This is a genomic window from Pseudomonas sp. 67(2021) (genome assembly GCF_017491835.1).
GTDB classification, from domain to species: domain Bacteria; phylum Pseudomonadota; class Gammaproteobacteria; order Pseudomonadales; family Pseudomonadaceae; genus Aquipseudomonas; species Aquipseudomonas atacamensis.
In genome coordinates this window covers 261,038-282,130 of the sequence record NZ_JAFGYL010000005.1, presented here as the reverse complement: position 1 = coordinate 282,130, position 21,093 = coordinate 261,038, and the positions used below count along the sequence as shown (strand labels likewise).

Here is a 21,093-nt window from a genome sequence, read left to right as displayed (position 1 = left end):
AAACAAGACAATTCTCATGGACCCACAAGAAACTTTAGATAGTCGGTTTAAACAAGAAGCCTTCTGCGAATTCGTTAACAAATGTTAGTCGTTATCGACATACGCAAATAGAGCACAATTTAAGACTCGTCTTAAAGGCCCAGCGAATCGAGGTTATTACACTGTCTACTCTTGATAGGAGAAACGATTCCGTGAGAGCCCTCGATACCCTCAATAGCTCAAAACCCCAGAGCAACGCCGCCATCTACTGCCTGACCATTCTTGCGCTGGCACTGATCGCCATGACTGTGGTCGCCGGCTACCAACTCAATGAACTGTTTCCACTGAAGGCTGTGGTGCGACAACAGGAGGTCCAACTCACCCAACGCGCCGATGCAATCCAGTCGATGAGCGCAGAACTGAAGCGCCTGGCGGAACAGAAACAGGTTTTGGAAACCGACCTGCTTAGCGCAAAGGAACAGGCGAAGGCCGCTGAGCACGCAAAAACCGAACTCGAAAACAATCGACAGGCAGCCCTGACCAGCGCGGCGTTAGAGGATGAAGATTCACTGTGCGCGATCATCGAGCAAAACATCCGACTTGTTGCGGACCAACTCAATCGCGACGATTTCTTCCGCCTGCGTGATGAGCGCGAAGCTGAAGCCGAAGCGGTACTTGAAAGCTATGAAAAACAACTCGCCAGCTGCATTGAGCAGTTGACAGCACAAACCGCATCGCCAGCACAAACTGACTCTGCACCCCATGCGCAGGACTTTGCTGCGCCGATCGAGCGCTGATCAAAAAGCCCTGGTAGCCAGGGCTTTACGTTTACTGATTAAAGTTTGAATTCCTTGGTCAGTTTGTTCAGCGACGCGGCCAATTGCGACAGCTCCGCCGATGCGACTGCGGTCTGTTTCGATCCCTCAGCGGTTTCACACGAAAGGTCGCGAATGCTGATCAGGCTGCGATCCACTTCACGCGCAACCTGAGCCTGCTCTTCTGCAGCGGTTGCCATCAGCAGGTTTCGCTCGTTGATGAGATTCAGCGAGCCAGTGATGTCGGTCAGCACTTCGCCGGCGATATTGGCCATTTCGAGCGTTCTCTCGGCCTGAGCGCGGGTGTGGCTCATGGAGGAAACTGCGCGGCTGGTGCCCGACTGAATGGAGCTGACCATGGACTCGATGTCCTCGGTCGACTTCTGAGTACGCTGCGCCAGCCCTCTCACCTCATCGGCAACCACGGCAAAACCGCGACCCGCCTCCCCCGCCCGCGCTGCTTCGATCGCTGCGTTCAAGGCAAGCAGATTGGTTTGTTCGGCAACCTCTCGGATAACGTCCAGCACGCTGCTGATATCGCTCGCCATGGTCGATAGCGCCTGCACCTCAGCCGAGGTGCTGTGCACGCTGGACACCATCAGGTTGATTGCGGCGACCGTGTCGCTGACCTGACTTCGACCGGCAATGGCTGCCGCGCTTGATTCCGACGTCAGCTGCGAGGTCGATGCGGCGTTGTCTGCAACCTGCTCCACCGCTGCACTCATTTCAGTGACGGCGGTGGCGGCCATTTCGATTTCATGGCTCTGACGTTGAGTGATACGCGAGATATCTTCAGTGACGCCGTGCATGACCTCCGAGGTCTCGGCCAACTGCGTGGACGAATCACGGATCATGATCAAGGCATCTCGCAGACTGGTTTGCATCGCCGCCAATGACGACAGCATTTGCGCCGCCTCATCGGAGCCATCCAGCGCAATGGTTTCGCTCAGATCATTGGCGGCGATGCATTCGGCAACCCTTAGCGAGCCTGCAATGGGTACCGTCAGGCTGCGGGTATACAACACGGCCAGGGCCAACGAAGCACCGATCGCGATGAGAATGAACACACTGACGATCAACAGCGTGTGCTCATAGACATTGTCGGCCTGCTTGCCCGCCTCATAAGCTTCTATCTCGTTGAGAGCAATCAACTTTTTGAGCGCGACCTGTACGCCATCCGACGCCGCACGCATCTGATTCCTGGACAGCGCAATGGCCGCTTCAAGCTGCCCGTTCGCCACTGTTTCAAGGTATTGGTCCTGCGCCTGATCGTTGACCTTCTGTGCTTTGGCAAACTCCTCGAACGCCTCGCGCCCGGCGTCAGTCGCCAGCAGGTCAATGAGCGCACGCTGATGATTTTTGATCATCTGACGCGACTGCTGGATGTCAATCAGGGCCTGCGCTTTGCGCTCACTCGTTTCAATGGGATTGCGCAAGCGAGCGTTGTTGCCCTTGATTTCGACGAACTCTCGATCGAGTTGGCCGAGCAGCTTGATACTCGGCACGATCGTCGTCTCGACGTACGTTTCTGCCTTGTTGAGCAAGTCGACTTGCTGCAGAGCGATCAATCCGATCGCGATAATCATGAGACAGAACAAGCCGAAACACAGCGCCGAACGCGGCGCGAGATTGAGTTTACGAAGCAGCATGATGCCTTACCTTAGAGTGTATTCAAGACAATGGGGTAAACGAGTGGGCAGCAGAGCGGCGCTGCGGTATAGCGCCTCGGCGCATACCTGGATCAACGCGGGAAGGTGCGGTAGCTAGCGGTTGGCGCACGGAGAGAGTGTGGAGTTGGTCGAGGCCGGCTCCGCAATTTCCTTGAGCGCCGGGTCGGCCAGCATCAGAAAATCTGCCAGTCGCGGCAGATTGATTTTCGAGACCAGGCGCATCCAGCGTTGCGGATGCGGGTTGAAGAAGGTCTTCGACCACTGGTGATCATCGTTGGGATTGAAAATCAGCAGATGACGAATCAGCGGGTTTTCCCCGAAAAAGTCGAGCGGATCCATCGCCATTTCGCTGAGCAACTCAGCATTGACGACGACCAGGCTCAACCGTTGAGGGCAGTAATACGTCAGTATTTTCAGGTCACGATAAGTGCAAACGTTCAAGACGCTGAGACAGCCCAGCTTGTTGAACTGCTGTTCGATTGACTGACCTCTGCGCACATCGCTATCGGCGATCAGGATCCGCAAGGATCTACTGCGGTTATTTTCAAGAAACATCGGACACCTTTGGCAGCTCCATTCTTCCTTTCAAGAAAATAACCAAGGGCCAATCTGCCTGATATGAGACTTGTCTCAAAAATGAACGCAGGGATAGCTGATAAAAAGCCACACCTTGACGACAGCCCACGCGATCGGCGCATGGTCTGGCTCAGAAAGTGTTGAAGGAGGGATTTTGCAACGCAGGGGAGTCGCGACAAGCCAGAAGCGCGGGACGGTTCTGTGCGAACCAGACAATTCTCATTATTAACGCCCCTTTTTGTCAGTAACCTTGAAACAAGGGGCGCAGACTCATTCTTTCCAAGCCATCAAGGCAGCGTCATCGTCACTACGTAATTACCGCTCGTTATCTGGTGACCCTTGTTGTCCGTGAGCAGCAAGCGCTGGTCGTAATAATCGTCCTGCTCATGAGTATCGGCAATCACCTTCACAAACACCTGCTGGCGCGACTCACCTCGCCCTGCCGCACTGACGTTGTTCACGGTAAAAATCTGCCCGGTGCTTGCCTGGGGGCAATCAAGCAACTCGACAGAAGAATGGCTGGCGCCACTGACAATGCAACTTGCCTCGACAATTCGACCGCTGAAGCGAATCACTCCGCTGACCGGCGCAGACTGGGCTGCGCTGACGGCGTCAAAACCGAGCAGGCAAAGGCAGGCAATCAATAAAGGACGTCGAATGATCATCGCGAAACTCCATGGTTATTAACCAAGGTATCGCCCGCTGCAAAATGATCTTTAACGTCAGCTTCAATGCAAGGCCAGTCGGATGGTCATGAGCCGATACGTTTACAGCTCGATCCGTTTGATTTTCTTGATCAGATCAGCCTGTGCATGCTCCAGCTTCAATGCACTGCGATTGAGGTCCAGCGGATCGATAACAGGCGCCTCGCACTCGGCCTCAAGCTCGTTACACGCCTCAATGACCTGATGCTCGGCAACAATGCGCGCCGCCCCCTTGATGCGGTGCGCCAGGTCAGCCAACAGCCCGGGATCGCTTTCGGGTATTAGCGAATGCAACTCCTCCAGATCCTTTTCGCAACTCGACAGCGCCTCGCGCAGAAGTTCTTTCATCATGTCGAGATCGCCCCCGGTGAGCTCGTCAAGACGCTCGCGAATCGAACCCAGCTCCTTGATAGTCGCCGCAGGCGGGCTTTCAAATGGCTGGGTTTCAACATTTTTTTCCCAGCCTGCAAGCATGATCGACAAGGTGCCGAGACTGATCGGTTTGAACAGGCAATCATCCATCCCGGCCTCCCGGCATTTCACTTTTTCTTCCGGCTGCGCGTTGGCCGTGAAGCCCAGTACGATGCACGGCGATCCACCACTTTCGCGTTCGTCCTGGCGAATGGTGCGGGCCAGCTCATAGCCGTTCATGACCGGCATGTTGCAGTCCGTGATCACAATGTCGAACGGCTCCGAGCGCCACAGCGCCAATGCCTGGGCACCGTCGGCGGCATCACGCACCGCCTGGCCAAGGAAACTCAGCTGCTGCGTCAACAGCAGGCGGTTGGCGCTCTGGTCATCGACTACGAGAATCCTGAGTGTCGGTACCGGTTTGTCCTGAACAACCGAAACAGGCAGCACTTTGCCGCCAAGCGGGCTGAGAATATTGAAGAACAGCGACACTTCCAGGCAGGTGCCTTTGCCAAGCGTACTGGTAATGTTCAGCCGCCCGCCCATCAATTCGCACAATGAACGGGAGATCGCCAGTCCCAGACCGGTGCCGCCTCTGCTGGAGGGACCATGATTGGCTTGGGAAAACGGCTGGAACAGATTCTGCAGATCGGCGCTGGAAATGCCGATGCCGGTGTCCTCGACCTTGAGGTCGACCTGTAAGCGTTCGTCAGCGAGACGTTGGCCGCGAATCGAGACGCTGACATGACCGGTGTCGGTAAACTTGATCGCGTTGCCCACCAGGTTCGAGAGCACCTGCTGGAAGCGCATCGGATCAACCAATACGTCACAGCCGACAGTGGCGTCGATGTCGAGCTTCAGCACCAGACTCTTCTGCCTGGCCAAGCCGTCGAACACCCGCGCCACGGATTCGACCAATTCGCGCAGGTTGGCACGTTTCGGCGAAAGGCTGACATGGCCCGATTCGATGCGTACCACATCGAGGATATCGCCGATCAGTTCCAGCAGACCTTTTGCCGAGTCGTATGCCACTTCAATCGCCGGCCGATCGAAGTGTCCCTGCTCGGCACGCTTGAGGGTAAGTTCGAGCATGCCGATCACGGCGCTCATCGGCGTACGGATTTCGTGGCTCATGGTCGCCAGGAAGGTGGTTTTGGCGCGGCTCGACTCGTCAGCCAGCTCTTTCGCCGAACGCAACTCCTCGATCAGTTCACGGCGTTCGCTGATATCGATCCAGCCGCAGATCACGCCTCTGACTTCACCCGCCGTGTCGTGATACGGCTGGATCCAGTGGTAAATGATCAGCCGCGTATCACCGACATGCAGCGTGCGATCCACCTCGTAAGGTTCGTCCTGCTCGATGACGCGCAGGTAGTCGTCGTGAAATTGCAACGCCTCCTGACGATTGCGCTTGCCGCTTTCGAGCACGGTCTTGCCGATCACGTCCTTTTCCAGCAGGCCAAATGTTTGCAGATAATTATTATTGCAGGTGACAAGCCGACCTTCACGATCACGTACGTAGATGGGATGCGGCGTGCCGTTGATCAACGCGCCCATGAACTTCAACTGATCGCCCAGCAAGCGCTCTGCCCGGCTGCGTTCGCGGATCTGCCGGCGAATATAGAAATTCCACGCCAGCGATCCCAGGATAATCAGGAACGCGCCAGCGCTGATCTGGTAGATCAGCGCCTTGTAATCGCGCCACGACAACCCCGAAAACGCTGCAATGGGACGCCACCTGTTGAGGATTACGTCCAGCTCATCCGGCGGAATGCTCAGCAACGCCTTGTTCAGAATGCTGACCAGTTCGGTATCGGCACGCCGCGCGGCGAAAGCGAGGAAGCCTTTGTTCATGCCGACGATGTTGGAGATACGCAAGCTGTCGCTGTAGATGTGGGCAATGTAGTAGCGCGCACTGTGCAACGTGGTAATCATCGCGTCCGCTCGACCGTCCTTCACGTCAGCCAAGGCGCCCAGAACTGTTTCGTTATCAACGATCTCGATGTCGGGGTAGTCCTTGAGCAGCTCACGCTCAGCCGAACTTTCGGGCACTGCGACGCGCTTGCCGCGCAGCTCCTGCAGGCTTGAAGGCGCGCCTGCGTCCTTGGTGGTGACGATCACAAAGGGGCTGGCAAGGAACGGATGAGTGAAACGCATGCCGACTTCCCGCGAGACCGTTGGTGTCAGCAGAGAAATATCCGCGCTGCCATCCAGCAGACGCGTGCTCAGACTGGAAAAGCTGTCGGTGCGCTCGACATTGATCTGCAAGCCGGTACGCCGCTGGATGAGCTCGAGCAGATCAGCGCCGATCCCGCCAAAGTTGCCGTCACCATCAAAGAATGCAAACGGTGCCTGATCGTCATTGATCACGAACCGCGCGACCGGATGCAGCTCAAGCCAACGTGCTTCGCCGGGTGTCAGGTCAATGCGTTTGGGCGTCAGCGCCCCGCCGCCGCCCGACCAGCGCTTGGTAATTTCGGCAATCTTCGCATCACCCAGCGACTCGAGGGTCGAATCGATCAGACGCAGCAATTGGTCGTTGCCCCGGCGCAAGGCAAAGCTGAAACCGCTGGTTTGGGTTTTGACGAAAGAGTGCAGCCGCACATAGTTGAAGTAGTTGAGGTTGATCAGGTAATTGCTCGACACCGTATCGCCGAGAAACAGGTCGACCTTGCCAAAAGCCAGCGCAGCCAGTGCCAACTCGTTCGATGGAAAAAGCACGAATTCGGCGTTGGGGTATAACGCGTGTAATTGACTGGAAGGCAGGTAATCGTCGGCAACCGCAATACGCAAACCGGCCAGATTGGCCGGCATCGGTCGTCGATCATCGCCGCGCATGAACATCGCCGGCACGTCTTCGACATAAGGTTTGCTGAGCGTGACGAGGCCATCGATCAATTCGAAACTGTTGGAACTGCCCAACATGTCAATGTCACCGCGCTCAAGTGCGGCCATGGCGTCACGCCGGTCAGGGTAAGCCTTGACGGTAATCTCAACATGCAGTGCCTGACCGATAATGCACGCGATATCGGCGGCAATCCCCTCATAGCGCGTACCGCTGGCGGTCATGACATAAGGCGGGAAATCCGGAAGCGCAGAACCCAATATCAGGCTGCGCTTTTGCCGCAGCCAACTCCAGTCTTCATTGGCCAGATCGACTTGCAGCTCCTTGCAGTCAGAGCGACCGAACACCTGCAAGGTGCGCGGCTCTGCTGCCAATAACACACCACTACTGAATACGAAAAGCACACTGATTAGCAAAACACCGCGCAACAGATGAAACATAAGCGTGTTATCCCTGGTTGTCGGCTGTCAGGCTGTGCTGCAACTTGAACAGCTCTGCGTCACCACGAATGCCAAGCTTTTTGAAAGCGGCCTGTTTTTGCCCACTGATGGTTTTGCGACTGCGCGAGAACTTCAAGGCAATCTGCGTCACCCCCATCCCCTCGAGACAACAGCGCAAGACTTCTTTCTCTTTAGGTGACAGCAGAGGATTACTGAGGAAATCGTCGCTGTGCGCCGCGCTCTCGTCTTTGGCACCGGCGGGTTCTTCGATCGATGCTGGCAACACGTCAAGCTCAAAGGCCATGGTGGGAGACAGGTACAACTGGCCGGACGCTGCACAGCGAATGGCAGTAATCAGGTCATCGACCGACTGTGACTTGCCGAAGAATCCACTGACGCCCGCCCCGACCGCCATGTTCACCACTGCCGGGCGCTCTTCTGAGGAAGAGACGAGGATGCGCATGCCCGGATATTGCTTGCGCAGCAGGCGGATCAGATTGAGCCCGTCCAGCTCCCCATCGTGCAGTTTGTAATCGAGTATCAGCAGGTCGATGTCGATTTCGCGCAATCCGGCGAGCAACTGCGCGCTGCTGCCATACACACCTACGACACTGAACTCGGCTTCGCGCGTCAGCCGCGACTTCATCGCCAGACGTATGAGCGAGTGATCATCAAGGATGGCAACGCGTAACGGATTCACGACTGACCAATGCATGAACAGCTCCATGATGAAGAGTGTTGGAGGACCATCAGCACTTGGCAACCGCAGCAAATCCCGGGCATCACCGAAGCATTCAGGTGCATCTGATTGATTTCTCGGCACATGATGAGTGTTTTAAAGGCGTGACGAAATAGGGCTTTGTCCCAAAAGTCAGAATGCCGCTTGCATCAACGATCGGATGTGCCTATTGCGCGGCGCCAGGATGACTTCTGACCCTCGAAACGCCAGTCGACCAAATGCGCCCAATTCATCGGGCGAGCATAGAAGAAGCCCTGCCCCCACTGACAACCAAGCCGCGCCAGATGCTGAACCTGATCTGCGGTTTCAATACCCTCTGCCACCACGCGCATGTCCAATTCCCGCGCCAGGGCCAACGCCCCGTGGATGACCGCGCTGTAGCGCGCCTGATGGAAATTCTGCACGAAGCCGGCGTCGAGTTTGATTTCGTTGAACGGCATCTGGCACAGCCGCTCAAGTGAAGAATAGCCGACACCGAAATCATCGATTGCCAGACTGAAGCCGAGCATGCGCAGACGCACCATGTTTTCCATGCTGATCTCGGGCATCTGCAGCAGGCCGGTTTCCGTGAGCTCGAAAATGAGCCCAGCTGGCGAGGCGCCATGGATGCGCAACAGCGCCTTGATCCGGTCGACAAGATTCGGATTGGCCATCTGCGTCACGTCGAGATTGAACGCCAGCTTAAACGGCTTGCCGTGAGACTGGACGAAGCGCTGCAGACTCAAGCCTTGGGTGAGCAGGCTGAAAAACATCTCATCGAGCAGCCCGCAGCGCTCGATCGTCGGCAAGAACATGCCCGGTGAAAGCAAACCGCGACTGGGACTCTGCCATCGCACCAGCACCTCGGCGCCATCCACTTCACCACTGCGCAGATGAAATTTGGGCTGGAAGTAGGCGCGAAATTCCTGACGGCGTATCGCTTCGAGCACTTCGTTCTCCGAAGGCTGATCGAGATGACTTTCCACCACTTTGGCATCGCCCGGCGTGTGCGGCCGATAACGCGCCAACAATGGCCCCAGCACATCGACCATCAGAGGCTTGCCGACACTGCCAAGCAATTCCAGCCCCTGCAACGTGACAATCCGGTCAACCGTGCGCAACAAGTCTTCAGGCAGTGAACTGCAGATGATCACTGCACGAATCAAACCGGCCTCTCTCGCCAGGCGCAAGAACGTCAAACCATCCATCCCGGCCATGCTCAAGTCACACAATGCAACGTCCACGCCTCCAGCCTGGGATATCACAGCCAGCGCATCCTTGCCGTCAGCCGCCTGAAAGATATTTTTGTACCCCAGACTATTAAGCGCACTGACTGCCGCCGTGCGCTGAAAGGCGTGATCTTCCAAGACCAATATACGAAGCGTGTTCACAAACCTGGAACCTCTTTCTATCAGTCGTTAATAGCGAAAGTTTGAATAATCTTTCAAGCAGGACGCCCGCTCACAAACTTTGCGTTGACTGAGAATTTCTGCATCCGCGAATACTAGCCAGACAAAGACCGCACGACTTTGAGAATTGTCTCATTTGGTTCGCTGCACCATTACCGCAAATATGAATACGCCACTGCCATATTACTGACTGGCTCGCACCTTTATCGCTTTAAGACAAATCCCAAAGACCCGCCACCATCGCACACCTAATATGGCCTGGCATTTCAATGCAGCACTTCACAATAACTTCGGATATAAACATGAAAAAGTTCGCTTTCGCAGTACTCACTCTTTCCGTACTGGCTGCCTCCACTGGCGCAGTGGCTGAAGAAGAAGCGGCCAAAGCTGTCAAGGGCGGCAGCGGTCAAATCAGCTTCACCGGCGTTATCAATAACGACGCTTGCTCGGTAGATGGCGCCTTGGGTAACGACAAGATGATTGCCGTGGACATGGGCAGCGTGTCGATCAAAGACATGGGCACCGACTCTGCTCCGGGCGCCGGTCGTGTGGCCGCCAACGATTTCAACCTGAAAGTGAACTGCAACGCTGGCACCAAGGTTTCGATGCTGTTCAAACCAACCGTAAACGGCGGTTCGGGCCTGGTTGATGGCAAGAAAGTTCTCAAGCTGCAGGGTGCAGACGCGGCCAAAGGCGTTGGTATCGCACTGCTGGACAGCAATGGCCAGTTGATCGACCTGAGCTCCGAAGCCACTGCCAAAGTGCAGACCAACCTGACTGGCGACACAACCACAGGCGGTGACGGCACCCTGTCGTTCGCAGCCGCTTACGTCACCACCGGCGACAAGACCACCGCTACTGCCGGTACCGGTAACGCCACTCTGCCGTTCGTTCTCGAATACGAATAAGCAGCCCGCAATACCTGGACGGGGCCGCTGTGCCTCGTCCTTCCCGACCAGATTAATCGGTGAAATCTATGTTAAGTCGCTACTTTCCGCTTTGCCTGGGGCTTGCCGGGGTGTTGATGACGCACTCGGCATTCGCCAGCATCTCCTTGAGCTCCACCCGGGTTATCTTCGATGGCGCGCACAAAGAGGCGAATGTCACCGTGCGCAACGGCGGACAAACCATTCTGGCGCAATCGTGGCTGGATGCCGGCGACACGGCTGGCAGCGCACCGCCTTTCGCAGTTACTCCACCACTGGCCAAACTTGAGCCCAATCAACAGCAATTACTGAGGATTCTTTATGAAGGCCGCGGCATGCCTGCGGACAAGGAGTCGGTGGTATGGCTGAACGTGCAGGAAATCCCCCAGGCCAGTGCTGCCGATGTCAACACGCTGCAATTGGCGGTACGTCAGCGTATCAAGGTCTTCTTCCGCCCGGACGGACTCACCGGTGATGCCGCAAAGGCACCGGAGCAACTTGCATGGCAATTGGTCACTCAGGCTGGCAAGTCGGTGCTGAAAGTAAAAAACCAAAGCAACTACCACGTGTCGCTGGCGGATCTGAAAGTCGTTGCAGGGAAAAAAGCGGAATTGGTAATTGATTCGACAATGATCGTTCCAGGGGAAGTTCGCTCATTCAATCTGAAAGATCTGCCAGCTGGCACTTCGCATTTGAGTTTTTCAGCAATTAACGATTACGGCGCACAACAACGATTCGATGCACCACTAAGCGTTGCCGAAAGCCATGCCGAGCGCGTGAAAGATGCCTCCGCCCAGTAAATCCCCCGTCCCACCCTGCCAACTTACAAGCTATTCAAAAGTTCCGGACTCCGGTTGAAGCAACACGGACTGATAAGGCAAATTGCATGTTTTCCTCCCAACACCACACATCTGAAAGTTGTGTTAAGCATCATGTTGCGCGCCAGAAAAACAAAGCGGCGTTGGGCTGCCTGCATCCATTGTGCTTTGCTATCAACATGGCCATTTGCGGATTCGCCGTGGGCGCCGAAGCCCCGGCCGCAGTGGCGAGTGAATCTTTCAATACGCTGTTCCTTGAAGGTTCATCGGCGGTCGATCTGCAACCGTTGCTGAATGCCAACAGCGTCTTGCCAGGCCAATACCGCGTCGACGTGTTCAGCAACGGCACGCTGGTCGGGCGTCGCGATATCGATTTCGCGGCCAACCCGGTCAACGGCAAAGTCGAGCCACGCATCACCCTGGAACTGTTGCAGCAGCTGGGTGTGGACATGCGCAAACTGCGTGAGCAGGGTCTGGTTGACGAGCAACATCCTGCCGATCACTACGACCTGCCTGCAATGATCGAGCAAGCGAGTCTCAATTTCGATGCCAACCGCCTGCGCCTCAATATCAGTGTGCCGCAGGTCGCCATGGCGCGTGGCATGCGCGGCTATGTAGATCCAGAGCTTTGGGACCAAGGTGTGGCCGCCGGTTTCATCAACTACCAGCTGAGCAGCACCCGCAGCAAAACCGATTACACCACGCAAATCTCCAATAACCTGGGGCTGCGCAACGGCATCAACTTTGGCGCCTGGCGTCTGCGCAACGAGTCCAATCTGAGCAGCTCCACCGGCCGACCCAATCGTTTTGTCAGCAACCGCACGTTCATTCAGCGCGACCTCACGGCGATCAAGGGGCAACTGAGCGCGGGTGAAATCTTTTCCGATTCGGATCTGTTCGACAGCGTGCGCTACCAAGGCGTCAAGATCGCTTCTGATGAAGGCATGCGTGCAGACAGTGAGCGCGGTTATGCACCGATCATTCGTGGCGTGGCGGAAACCAATGCGAAGATCGAGGTCCGCCAGGACAACTACATTCTCTACACCACCAATGTACCGCCGGGTCCGTTCGAGATCAGTGATATCTACCCATCGGGCTCCAACGGTGACCTGGAGATCACCATTGTCGAAGCGGATGGTCGGCGCAAGGTCACCCGCCAGGCGTTCTCCGCCCTGCCGACGATGGTGCGTGAGGGGCAACTGAAGTACAGCCTGTCGAGCGGTAAATTCAACAACAACAGCGAGGGTTATGACAAACCAGCCTTTCTCGGCGGCACTTTCGCCTACGGCTTGACCAGCAATCTGACAGGCATTGCCGGCATTCAGGCGAGCAACGGCTTCAAGGCGCTGTCCATCGGTGCGGCGAAGAACACCTCGATTGGCGCGATGTCCCTGGACGTTACGCAATCGTCCAGCAAGGCATTCGGCAAAACCACCCAGGGCAGCAGTGTCCGCGCGCTTTATGCAAAGACCTTCACCGGTACCGATACCAGCTTCACCCTCGCCGCCTATCGTTATTCGACCGAGGGTTACCGCACGCTGACCGACCATGTGCAGGACACCAGCGCCGGCGCTACGCGGCGCGCGGGCAATGCCAAAACCCGTACCGACCTCACGGTCAACCAGACCCTTGGCGAAGCGCGCCAGTTCGGCTCGCTGTATTTGAATGCCAGTGACCAGCGCTATTGGGATCGCGGTGGCTCGCGCAGCTTTTCCGCCGGCTACAACAACAATTGGCGCGACCTGAACTACAACATCAGCCTGAGCAAAACCCAGGAATTCGGCGCACGCGGTGACACCAGCAACGACACGCAATTAAGCGTTTCAATTTCGTTCCCGCTCGGATCGACACCACGCGCACCGCGTGCCTACGTTTCCAGTAACCATCAGAACGCCGGTACCAGCACGCAAGCCGGGATCAATGGTTATCTGACCGAGGACAGCGACACTTACTATTCCGTGCAGACCGGGCGCAGCGTCCAGGGCGAGCGCTCTGGCTCGCTCAGTCTGAGTACCCGTACGTCGATGGGCGATCTGGGCTTTGGCTACAATCGAGGCAGCGGCTATGAGTCGCAGAACCTGAGTGCGGCCGGATCGATCGTGGCTCATGCCGGCGGCATCAATATGGGCCAGACCGTCGGTGAAACGTTCGGCCTGGTGGAAGTCCCCGGCATGTCGGGCGTCGAAGTCAGCAGCTATTCGGGTGTGAAAACCGGCCTGAACGGCTATGCGGTTCTGCCTAACGCGCAACCGTACCGCGTGAACTGGGTAACGCTGGACACGCGTAACCTGGGCGGTGAGATCGAGCTGGACAATGCCACCCAACAACTGGTGCCAAGACGAGGTTCGGTGGTTCTTGCACGCTTCGAAGGCAGCAAAGGCAGACGCGTCCAGTTTGAACTGTACGATGCCAACGGCCAGCCGATTCCATTCGGCGCGGTGCTGTTGGATAGCGACGGCAAACAACTGGCATTGTCAGATCCGACGGGCAAGGCCCTGGCGCTGGTGACCAAAGATCACGGTGTCATCACCATCAAGTGGCAGGGCAAAAGCTGCCCCGTGCCATACAAGCTGCCGGAAAAGGTCGAAGGCTTGAACTACGAGCAATATCGGTTGGCTTGCGCTTCGAGCCCGAAGTAGACCGACCGCGAACTTGTCACTCTGCGCCCCCTCAGCCAGAACACAGCCCTGATGATTCAGGGCTTTTTAACGCGCAGTTTGAGCATCGCGTTGATCAATACGCTGGCCCCAGAGCTGAACGTCAAGAAACCTTCCACGGATGCTCACGCCACTTGTTCTGAAAAAACTCGATGAACACTCGTATCCGTGGACTCAAATGCTTGCGATCCGAATAAAGCAGGTAGATCGGCTCGACCACACCCGTTTTGAAATCCTCAAGCAACGGCACCAGTGTTCCCGCTTTTACATCAAGCCCGATATGAAAGTCCGCAAGCTTCACCACGCCAGCGCCTGACAGCGCCATGTCGCGCAACAGATCGCCTTGAGTAAAAGACGCGCTGGCGGTCACCGGTACCGAGACGCCGTCTCCATCCTGCAAAAATGACCATTTGTTCCACGGGCTGACGAAGCTGAAATTGAAGCAACGATGATTCAGCAAATCTGCGGGTGTGGTTGGTGTGCCGTGTTCAGCCAGGTACCGCGGCGAGGCACAGATCAGCCATTCACATTCGCCGATGCGTCTGGCAATGCGTGATGAGCTGGGCAATACGCCGCTGTGGATGGCGATATCCAGACCTTGCTCGAAGTGATCGACAAATTGCGCACCGAGTTGAATCTCAACGTCCAGTGAGGGATACAAATCCAGAAATTCCGGCAGCCACGGCACGATCTGGTGTTTGGCGAAAGAGGTCATGGTGTGAATGCGCAGGGTGCCACTGACTCTGGAGGGCAACGCCTCGGCCAGCGAGTCCGCCTCGTTCATGGCTTCGACGACGGCTTTGGCGCTGCGCAGGTAAGCGGCGCCCTCCTCGGTCAGCGTAAGCACGCGCGAGCCGCGCTGGAACAGCCGGACCTGCAAGCGATCTTCCAGGCGGGTGATCAGTTTGCTGACCGCTGATGGCGTCAGGTGATGGGCGCGCGCGGCAGCAGAAAAACTTCCACATTCGGTAGACCAGATAAAAGCGAGTAGCTGCGAATAATTGTCCATGGCCGGTCCTGGCGAAAAGCTTGAAGGCATGTTGTCTCAACGCTCATGAAAAAGCGCGCCGAAGCGCGCTTTTTCCTGGGGTCCGGGTCAGCGAATGAACTGTTCGATGTAGTCGTCCGGCAAACCCAGCGTCTTGTAATGCGCTCGGGCGGCTTCAAGCTTGGTGAACACATCTTCGTAACCCACGGCAACGCCCTGCGGATCGACGTAAGTGTAGCCACCCTGCACGTGGAACCAGGTGATCATTTCACTCACATCCTCGGGGACGAACAGGGTATGCGTTTCACCGGGCGGCTCATAGGCAAAAGACCCCTCCTCCGCGACCCAGTCATGCTCCAGGTAGTACCAGCGACCCTTGAGCACGATCGCATGCACGCCGCCGGTATGGCGGTGACGCGACAGCACGCCGGCCTGACGCACCCGCAACAGGTTGATGTAGTAGCCGCCGCTGGTGTTGAGCAGCAACGGCTTGAAGGAGACAGATTTCGTTACCGGCACCCACAGCGCATCGTCTTCGAGCCACTGCGTCATGACGCCCGGATGCACCATGTCGGGCGTCATGAATGGAACTTGCGGCAACTGGTACGCAATGGCGAGCTCATCAGGTTTAACAGGAGTATTCATTGTCAGGCCTCTAGGTTTTCTTGACGAACTCACAGCACTTGATTGCGCCAGGATTTCGCTTGAGGGAAAGGTTATGGCGTCGCTGTACGGGAGAAAACAGCTACTTGGTCATACCTGTTGTGACACAGGATCACAGCGTCGCGGGCGGCTTCGCGCAGCCTCTGATCAACCGCGCACCCAGGCTGTCAGCCGCCGCCAATCCTTCTACCAGGCGCTGGTAGGTCAAGGGCGGCTGCATGTTTCTGGCGTATGCCGCCGATAAGGTCGCGTCCACCAGAATAGTGATCTGCGCTGTCGTCAACGGCGTGCGCTGACCCAGCTCAGCGAACGTCACGGGCAGCTTCACCGCGTGCAGCAGACGCGCGACCTGTTCAATCTCGTCGACCGGTCGCGCCTCCACCGCCATCTGCACCAGTGTGCCGAACGCCACCAGTTCGCCGTGCAGCATCGACGCCATCGCCGGTATCGCGGTCAGCCCCCGAACCAGGGCATGGGACAGTGACAAACCACCGCTCTCGAAACCGACACCGCTAATCAGCACGGTGCCTTCGATGACCCGCTCGACATCATCGGTGAGTTCATGACGACACACCGCCTGATAAGCCGGGACGCCGCACTGCATCAGCGTGTCGAAAACCAGGTTGGTGAGCATCAACGCCGTGTGCAGAGGCGGTGTGCCGAAAGAGTTGTGGCCGCCGGCGGCGTAGCACTGTCGGGCTTCGAATTTCTTGCTGATGGCATCGCCGATCCCGGCCGCGAAGAACCGTGCCGGCGCCTGAACGATGACCTCTGTATCGACAATCACCGCAGCGGGATTCATCTTCAGGAACTCCACGCCCACCACTTTGTGCTCTTCGTCATAAAGCACGATCAGCCGACTCGTTGGCGCGTCACTTGAAGCGATCGTGGGGCAGACAATGATCGGTACGTCGAGATTGGCCGCCAGCCCCTTCGCCGTATCGATGGTCTTGCCACCGCCCAGCGCAATGATCGTGTCGGGGGCGTGCAGCAATGCCTGCTCGGATAACTGCGCAATGGCAGCGCGCGTGCACTCGCCGGGAAACTCGATGTGCAACGGTTCCAATCCCTGGTCCTGCAACGCGGCGCCAACCTGCGGCCATAGATGCCGGGCGACAAACTCATCGCAAAGCACCAGCGGCCGTGATCGGCCCATGTCGTTCAGCACTCTGCCCAATTGTTGCAATGCATTCGGACCCTGCTCGTAGCGCCCGGGAAATCCCATCGTTTTAACCATGACAAACGTCCTCGCAAGAAGTCATCAGCGCATCAACCAGCCGCCCGCGACATCAATCACCTGGCCGGTAATGAAGTCGCTTTCACTTGACGTGAGAAAACACGCCGCCCTCGCCACCTCAAGCGGTGTGCCCAGCCTGCGCAGCGGTGTCTCGTCGACCACGGTTTGATTGGCCTGGGCCGATACGGTCTTGAGCAATGGCGTTTCGATTCGTCCCGGTGCCAGCGCATTGGCGGTGACACCGAACGGCCCGAGTTCGCCGGCCAGGTGGCGGGTAAAGCCGATGATTGCGGCTTTGGTCGCACTGTAGTGCGCTGCGACAATCGGCAAGAACGCGCTGCCCGCCACCGAAGACATATTGACGATGCGCCCGAACCGGCGCTCGACCATGCCGGGCGCGAGCACTCGCACCAGGTTGAAGGAGCCATTGAGGTTGATATCGACCACCCGCAGCCACTCATCCGGCGCCATGGTCCAGATCGGCGCGGGTGCGCCGTGGTGTTTGGGCGAAATGCCGGCGTTGTTGATCAGCGTATCGATGTGGCCGAGCTCACCTTGCAAGCGCTCGCAGGCAGCAGCGCAGTCTTGAAAATTCGCGACATCAGCCTGCGCCCACGCGACCGCAAAACCCGCATTACGCAACGCCACGCCCTGCTGTTGCACCTTGTCGGCATCAGCATCGAGCAGCGCCACGGCTGCACCTTCTTCGCAATACAACCGCGCGATCGCCGCACCGATGCCGCCCCCGGCGCCGGTGACCAATACGGTGCGCCCGGCGTGTCTGGAATGAGTCATGACCTTCTCTCGCTTGCAGATGAATGGATTGGGTCAGAGCCCCAGATAAGCACGCTTGACGTGCGGGTTTTCCAGCAGTTCCTGGCCGGTGCCGCTGAGCACCACCTCGCCGTTCTCCAGCACGTAACCGCGATGAGCAATGCGCAGCGTATGAACGATGTTCTGCTCGACGATCAACACGGTGGTGCCCAGTTGGAGAATCCTGTCGATGATCTCGAAGACCTGCGACACCAGCAGCGGTGACAGGCCCAGCGACGGCTCATCAAACATCAACAATTTCGGCTCGGCCATCAGGCCCCGGGCGATGGCAACCATTTGTTGTTCGCCGCCCGACAGTGTCCCGGCGTTCTGATCAAGGCGTTCGCGCACCCTCGGAAACAGATCGAGAATATTGTCCAGACGCTGCCTGTAGCCCGCTCGTGCACTGCGTTTGTAAGCGCCCATCAAGAGGTTGTCGCGCACGCTGATGAAGGGAAACAACTGGCGCCCCTCCGGTATCAGTGTCAGGCCCGCGTCGACAATCTGATCGGGGCGATTGCCATCGATGCGCTGGCCTTCGAATTCGATCGTGCCTTGGGACGGTGTGACGATGCCGCACAAGCTGCGCAGGGTCGTGGTTTTGCCGGCGCCGTTGGCGCCGACGATAGTCACCACCTCACCGGCATTGACCTCGATGGACACGCCACGAAGGATCTCCGTACCGCCATAGCCGCTGTGGACGTTGTCGAGTTTAAGCATGGCTGTACTCCTTGCCGAGGTAGGCTTCGATCACCTGAGGATCGTTGATCACATCATGAGGCGCGCCCTGCATCAGCAGCGTGCCGGAACTGATCACGACGATGCGGTCAGAAAGGCTCATGGTGGCTTGCATCAAGTGCTCGATCATCAACACGCTGACACCCGAATCACGCACCCGGCGAATGACTGCGATGGCCTTGGCAACATCCGTCGGGTTGAGGCCGGCCATGACCTCGTCGAGCAGCAGGATGCGCGGGCGCGTCGCCAGGGCGCGGGCCATTTCCAGGCGCTTCATGCCGCCGACCGTCAAGTTGCGCGCCCGGGTGTCGAGCAGCGCGGTGAGTTCGGTCAGCTCGGCGACTTGCTCGGCGATCGCCCTCGCCTCCTTCGCGTCGGCGGTGTGCATGAATGCACCGAGCATGATGTTTTCGCAGACACTCAAATCAGCGAATGGCTGCACGATCTGAAAGGTCCGGCCAATGCCTGCCCTGGCGAACTCGGCCGGGCTGCTCGGGGTGACCCAGTCGCCATTGAGCAAGCGCACTTTCACTAGGCCTTTGGACGGCAGAAGAAACCCGGAGAGCTGGTTGAACACCGTGGTTTTGCCGGCGCCGTTCGGGCCGATCACACCCACGATTTCGCCTTCGGCCAAGCTCAGCGAAACATCGTTGGTGGCGTGCAGTCCGCCAAAGAACTTGTGCAGGTTTTCTGCGACCAGAACCGGCTCACCGTGCGTGGCCGAGTGAGCTCGCGCCAAGGACGGCCCGATCGGTGCTTCTGCATTTGCCATCGAACGACGGCCGCCGGGCAATGAGTCGATCCAGGCAAATATCCGAGCCCCAAAACGCCCCACCACGCCTTGCGGAATAGTCAGCACCACCGCGACCAGCACGATGCCATAGACCAGACCGTGCACACCGCTGCCCAGATCGCCCAGCCAGCCGCGTGCCAGTTCAGCCAGCGGCAGCACCAGCAAAGTGCCGATCAGCGGTCCCGATACCGTGCCCAGTCCACCAATCAACGCGAACATGGCGATCTGAATCGACATCTCCAGAGAAAACATCGAGCCGGGTTCGATGAAGGTCAGGTACATCGCGTGAAAGCTGCCGACCAGGCTGGTGATAAATGCGGACAACACCACGGCGATCAGCTTGACCTTGACCGAGTTCACGCCCACCGCATGGGCGGCGTCTTCACGTTCACGCACGGCGATCAGGTAATAACCCAGTCGGGAATTCTTGATCTTCCACGACACTGCCAATGTGATGAGCAGAAAGGCGAAGGCAATCAGCAGGTATGGCCAGCGCGGGCGGAACAACATCCACTCGAAACCGAGCTTCAGCGGTACGCCCAGCCCTGCCGCACCACCGGTCACGTCATGCTGATTGATCGCCACCAGACGCACGACCTCCAGCACCGCAATGGTCGCCAAGGCAAAAAACGGCCCGCGCAATCTGAAGCATGGCCAACTGATCAGCACCGCGACAATCGACGACAGGATTGCGCCAGCGAACATGCCGATCCATGGACTGATGCCCAGTTTCATCATCAACAGCGTCGTCGTGTAAGCGCCCACCCCATAGAACACGGCATGCCCCAACGACAGCTGGCCGGCAAACCCGCCGACGATGTTCCAGGCACTGGCCAGTGCCGCATAACTGCATATGAGGATGAACAGGTGATAAACGAACGGCGAGCCAACGCTCAATGGAATGATCAGTAACAGCGCCAGGGCCAGTGCACTGACATAGACACGCGGGTGCAAAATATTCATGACCATTTTCCTCACTCAGACCCGCGACCGGCGCCGAAAAGACCTGTCGGACGAAACACCAGGATTCCCAGGAAAATCGTGAAATAGACGACCTCCTTGAGGTCTGGCGCGATGTAGTAACCGGCGAGACTGTCGACGATGCCGATCAGCATTGAACCGATCAGTGCGCCGGACAGGCTGCCCAGACCGCCCAGCACCACAATCACAAACGCCGTCAGCACGAAGAAAGTGCCAACGGTTGGAAAGACCGGATATTGCGGAGCGATCAGTCCCGAGGCGACGCCCAGGCAGGCGCAACCCAGGCCGAAGGCAAACACATAGATGTTCTTGACGTTGACGCCCATCAGTTGCGCCGCGTTGCGATGCTGTGCAGTAGCGCGGACGGCCCGGCCGAGAAAGGTGTTCTGCAAAAACCAGTGCAGCCCCGCGACCAGTGCGAGCGACGCGACAAAAGTGATCAACTGACCGCTGCTGACGCGAAAGGCGCCAAAGCTGACGGTTGTGGTACCGACGCTGATGTTCTTCACCGTCATGACGTCGGCACCGAAGATCAGCAACGCGCCGTTCATCAGAGCAATCGAGATGCCCACGGTGGCGAAAATCTGGATATGTCCCTCAGCGCCAAGCAACGGCTGAATGATGAAACGCTGCATCACCGCACCAGCGGCAAACAACAGGATCGTCGCAGGAATGATCGCTATATACGGGTGGATGCCGAAGTGCGAATTCAGCAAGTACACGGCATACAGGCCGATCATCAGAAACTCGCCATGGGCGAAGTTGACCACACGCACGATGCCGAAAATCAAAGTCAGGCCGATGCTGATGATGGCCAACGTGCCACCGAGCAATAAGCCGTTCAACAGGAGCTGGATGAAAATTTCCACGGTTGGCGCCCTCTTTGCGAGCGAACGAACCCGTGAAGCTCAA

The 21,093-nt window shown here is 57.5% G+C and carries 17 protein-coding genes; 4 read left to right on the top strand and 13 right to left on the bottom strand.

Translation table 11 applies throughout. The annotated features are described in order from the left end of the window. Positions 1–191: 191 nt before the first annotated feature. Positions 192–776 (top strand): hypothetical protein, encoded by a 585-nt coding sequence (locus J5M66_RS09740; RefSeq protein WP_207807828.1) that lies wholly within the window; start codon positions 192–194, stop codon positions 774–776. Between the two features lie 38 nt (positions 777–814). On the opposite strand, the gene J5M66_RS09735 is transcribed toward J5M66_RS09740, so the two are convergent. The 6 genes from J5M66_RS09735 to J5M66_RS09710 all read right to left on the bottom strand — a co-directional run bounded on the left by J5M66_RS09735 (position 815) and on the right by J5M66_RS09710 (position 9,549). Continuing rightward, positions 815–2,443: a methyl-accepting chemotaxis protein gene (locus tag J5M66_RS09735; RefSeq protein ID WP_073474635.1), complete on the bottom strand. Its 1,629-nt coding sequence runs from the start codon at positions 2,441–2,443 to the stop codon at positions 815–817. Between the two features lie 114 nt (positions 2,444–2,557). Beyond that, positions 2,558–3,019 carry a hypothetical protein gene (locus J5M66_RS09730; protein WP_073474637.1) on the bottom strand — a complete coding sequence of 154 codons (462 nt, stop codon included), beginning with the start codon at positions 3,017–3,019 and terminating at the stop codon, positions 2,558–2,560. 308 nt (positions 3,020–3,327) lie between these two features. Then, positions 3,328–3,705: a type 1 fimbrial protein gene (locus J5M66_RS09725; RefSeq protein ID WP_130899376.1), complete on the bottom strand. Its 378-nt coding sequence runs from the start codon at positions 3,703–3,705 to the stop codon at positions 3,328–3,330. 102 nt (positions 3,706–3,807) lie between these two features. Continuing rightward, positions 3,808–7,380: a transporter substrate-binding domain-containing protein gene (locus tag J5M66_RS09720; protein WP_240996746.1), complete on the bottom strand. Its 3,573-nt coding sequence runs from the start codon at positions 7,378–7,380 to the stop codon at positions 3,808–3,810. A gap of 67 nt (positions 7,381–7,447) precedes the next feature. Beyond that, positions 7,448–8,155, bottom strand: coding sequence for a response regulator transcription factor (locus J5M66_RS09715; protein WP_016774579.1), 708 nt, complete (start codon positions 8,153–8,155; stop codon positions 7,448–7,450). A gap of 173 nt (positions 8,156–8,328) precedes the next feature. Next, positions 8,329–9,549, bottom strand: coding sequence for an EAL domain-containing response regulator (locus J5M66_RS09710; protein ID WP_024012832.1), 1,221 nt, complete (start codon positions 9,547–9,549; stop codon positions 8,329–8,331). A 320-nt stretch (positions 9,550–9,869) separates the two neighbouring features. Here J5M66_RS09710 and J5M66_RS09705 point away from each other — a divergent pair, with 320 nt between their 5' ends. From J5M66_RS09705 to J5M66_RS09695, 3 genes are all read left to right on the top strand, one after another. Further along, a complete protein-coding gene (locus J5M66_RS09705) occupies positions 9,870–10,475 on the top strand; it encodes a fimbrial protein (protein ID WP_207807829.1) in 606 nt (201 codons plus the stop codon). A 68-nt stretch (positions 10,476–10,543) separates the two neighbouring features. Then, complete coding sequence (locus tag J5M66_RS09700) at positions 10,544–11,293, top strand: molecular chaperone (RefSeq protein WP_130899379.1); 750 nt, start codon at positions 10,544–10,546, stop codon at positions 11,291–11,293. 197 nt (positions 11,294–11,490) lie between these two features. Further along, positions 11,491–13,950, top strand: a complete 2,460-nt coding sequence (locus tag J5M66_RS09695) for a fimbria/pilus outer membrane usher protein (protein ID WP_243432868.1) — start codon at positions 11,491–11,493, stop codon at positions 13,948–13,950. A 121-nt stretch (positions 13,951–14,071) separates the two neighbouring features. Here J5M66_RS09695 and J5M66_RS09690 read toward each other — a convergent pair whose 3' ends face one another. The 7 genes from J5M66_RS09690 to J5M66_RS09660 form a co-directional block, all read right to left on the bottom strand. Next, on the bottom strand, positions 14,072–14,977 hold the full coding sequence (locus J5M66_RS09690) for a LysR family transcriptional regulator (RefSeq protein ID WP_207807830.1): 906 nt from the start codon (positions 14,975–14,977) through the stop codon (positions 14,072–14,074). Between the two features lie 87 nt (positions 14,978–15,064). Continuing rightward, positions 15,065–15,601, bottom strand: a complete 537-nt coding sequence (locus tag J5M66_RS09685; protein ID WP_024012829.1) for a 2,4'-dihydroxyacetophenone dioxygenase family protein — start codon at positions 15,599–15,601, stop codon at positions 15,065–15,067. A gap of 130 nt (positions 15,602–15,731) precedes the next feature. Continuing rightward, a complete protein-coding gene (locus J5M66_RS09680; RefSeq protein WP_207807831.1) occupies positions 15,732–16,856 on the bottom strand; it encodes a glycerol dehydrogenase in 1,125 nt (374 codons plus the stop codon). Positions 16,857–16,880: 24 nt separating this feature from the next. Further along, positions 16,881–17,651 (bottom strand): SDR family NAD(P)-dependent oxidoreductase, encoded by a 771-nt coding sequence (locus J5M66_RS09675; RefSeq protein ID WP_207807832.1) that lies wholly within the window; start codon positions 17,649–17,651, stop codon positions 16,881–16,883. Positions 17,652–17,684: 33 nt separating this feature from the next. Continuing rightward, complete coding sequence (locus J5M66_RS09670; protein WP_122746355.1) at positions 17,685–18,389, bottom strand: ABC transporter ATP-binding protein; 705 nt, start codon at positions 18,387–18,389, stop codon at positions 17,685–17,687. Next, positions 18,382–20,163, bottom strand: a complete 1,782-nt coding sequence (locus J5M66_RS09665) for a branched-chain amino acid ABC transporter ATP-binding protein/permease (RefSeq protein ID WP_201278860.1) — start codon at positions 20,161–20,163, stop codon at positions 18,382–18,384. Before J5M66_RS09665 ends, J5M66_RS09670 begins: the two co-directional genes overlap by 8 nt. 11 nt (positions 20,164–20,174) lie before the next feature. Further along, positions 20,175–21,050, bottom strand: a complete 876-nt coding sequence (locus J5M66_RS09660; protein WP_122699312.1) for a branched-chain amino acid ABC transporter permease — start codon at positions 21,048–21,050, stop codon at positions 20,175–20,177. Positions 21,051–21,093: the final 43 nt, after the last annotated feature.

Coding starts and splice junctions, on each gene's coding strand:
- J5M66_RS09735 (WP_073474635.1), bottom strand. CDS start 2,443: ATGCTGCTTCGTAAACTCAATCTCGCGCCGCGTTCGGCGCTGTGTTTC.
- J5M66_RS09730 (WP_073474637.1), bottom strand. CDS start 3,019: ATGTTTCTTGAAAATAACCGCAGTAGATCCTTGCGGATCCTGATCGCC.
- J5M66_RS09725 (WP_130899376.1), bottom strand. CDS start 3,705: ATGATCATTCGACGTCCTTTATTGATTGCCTGCCTTTGCCTGCTCGGT.
- J5M66_RS09715 (WP_016774579.1), bottom strand. CDS start 8,155: ATGCATTGGTCAGTCGTGAATCCGTTACGCGTTGCCATCCTTGATGAT.
- J5M66_RS09705 (WP_207807829.1), top strand. CDS start 9,870: ATGAAAAAGTTCGCTTTCGCAGTACTCACTCTTTCCGTACTGGCTGCC.
- J5M66_RS09700 (WP_130899379.1), top strand. CDS start 10,544: ATGTTAAGTCGCTACTTTCCGCTTTGCCTGGGGCTTGCCGGGGTGTTG.
- J5M66_RS09695 (WP_243432868.1), top strand. CDS start 11,491: ATGGCCATTTGCGGATTCGCCGTGGGCGCCGAAGCCCCGGCCGCAGTG.
- J5M66_RS09690 (WP_207807830.1), bottom strand. CDS start 14,977: ATGGACAATTATTCGCAGCTACTCGCTTTTATCTGGTCTACCGAATGT.
- J5M66_RS09685 (WP_024012829.1), bottom strand. CDS start 15,601: ATGAATACTCCTGTTAAACCTGATGAGCTCGCCATTGCGTACCAGTTG.
- J5M66_RS09680 (WP_207807831.1), bottom strand. CDS start 16,856: ATGGTTAAAACGATGGGATTTCCCGGGCGCTACGAGCAGGGTCCGAAT.
- J5M66_RS09675 (WP_207807832.1), bottom strand. CDS start 17,651: ATGACTCATTCCAGACACGCCGGGCGCACCGTATTGGTCACCGGCGCC.
- J5M66_RS09670 (WP_122746355.1), bottom strand. CDS start 18,389: ATGCTTAAACTCGACAACGTCCACAGCGGCTATGGCGGTACGGAGATC.
- J5M66_RS09665 (WP_201278860.1), bottom strand. CDS start 20,163: ATGAATATTTTGCACCCGCGTGTCTATGTCAGTGCACTGGCCCTGGCG.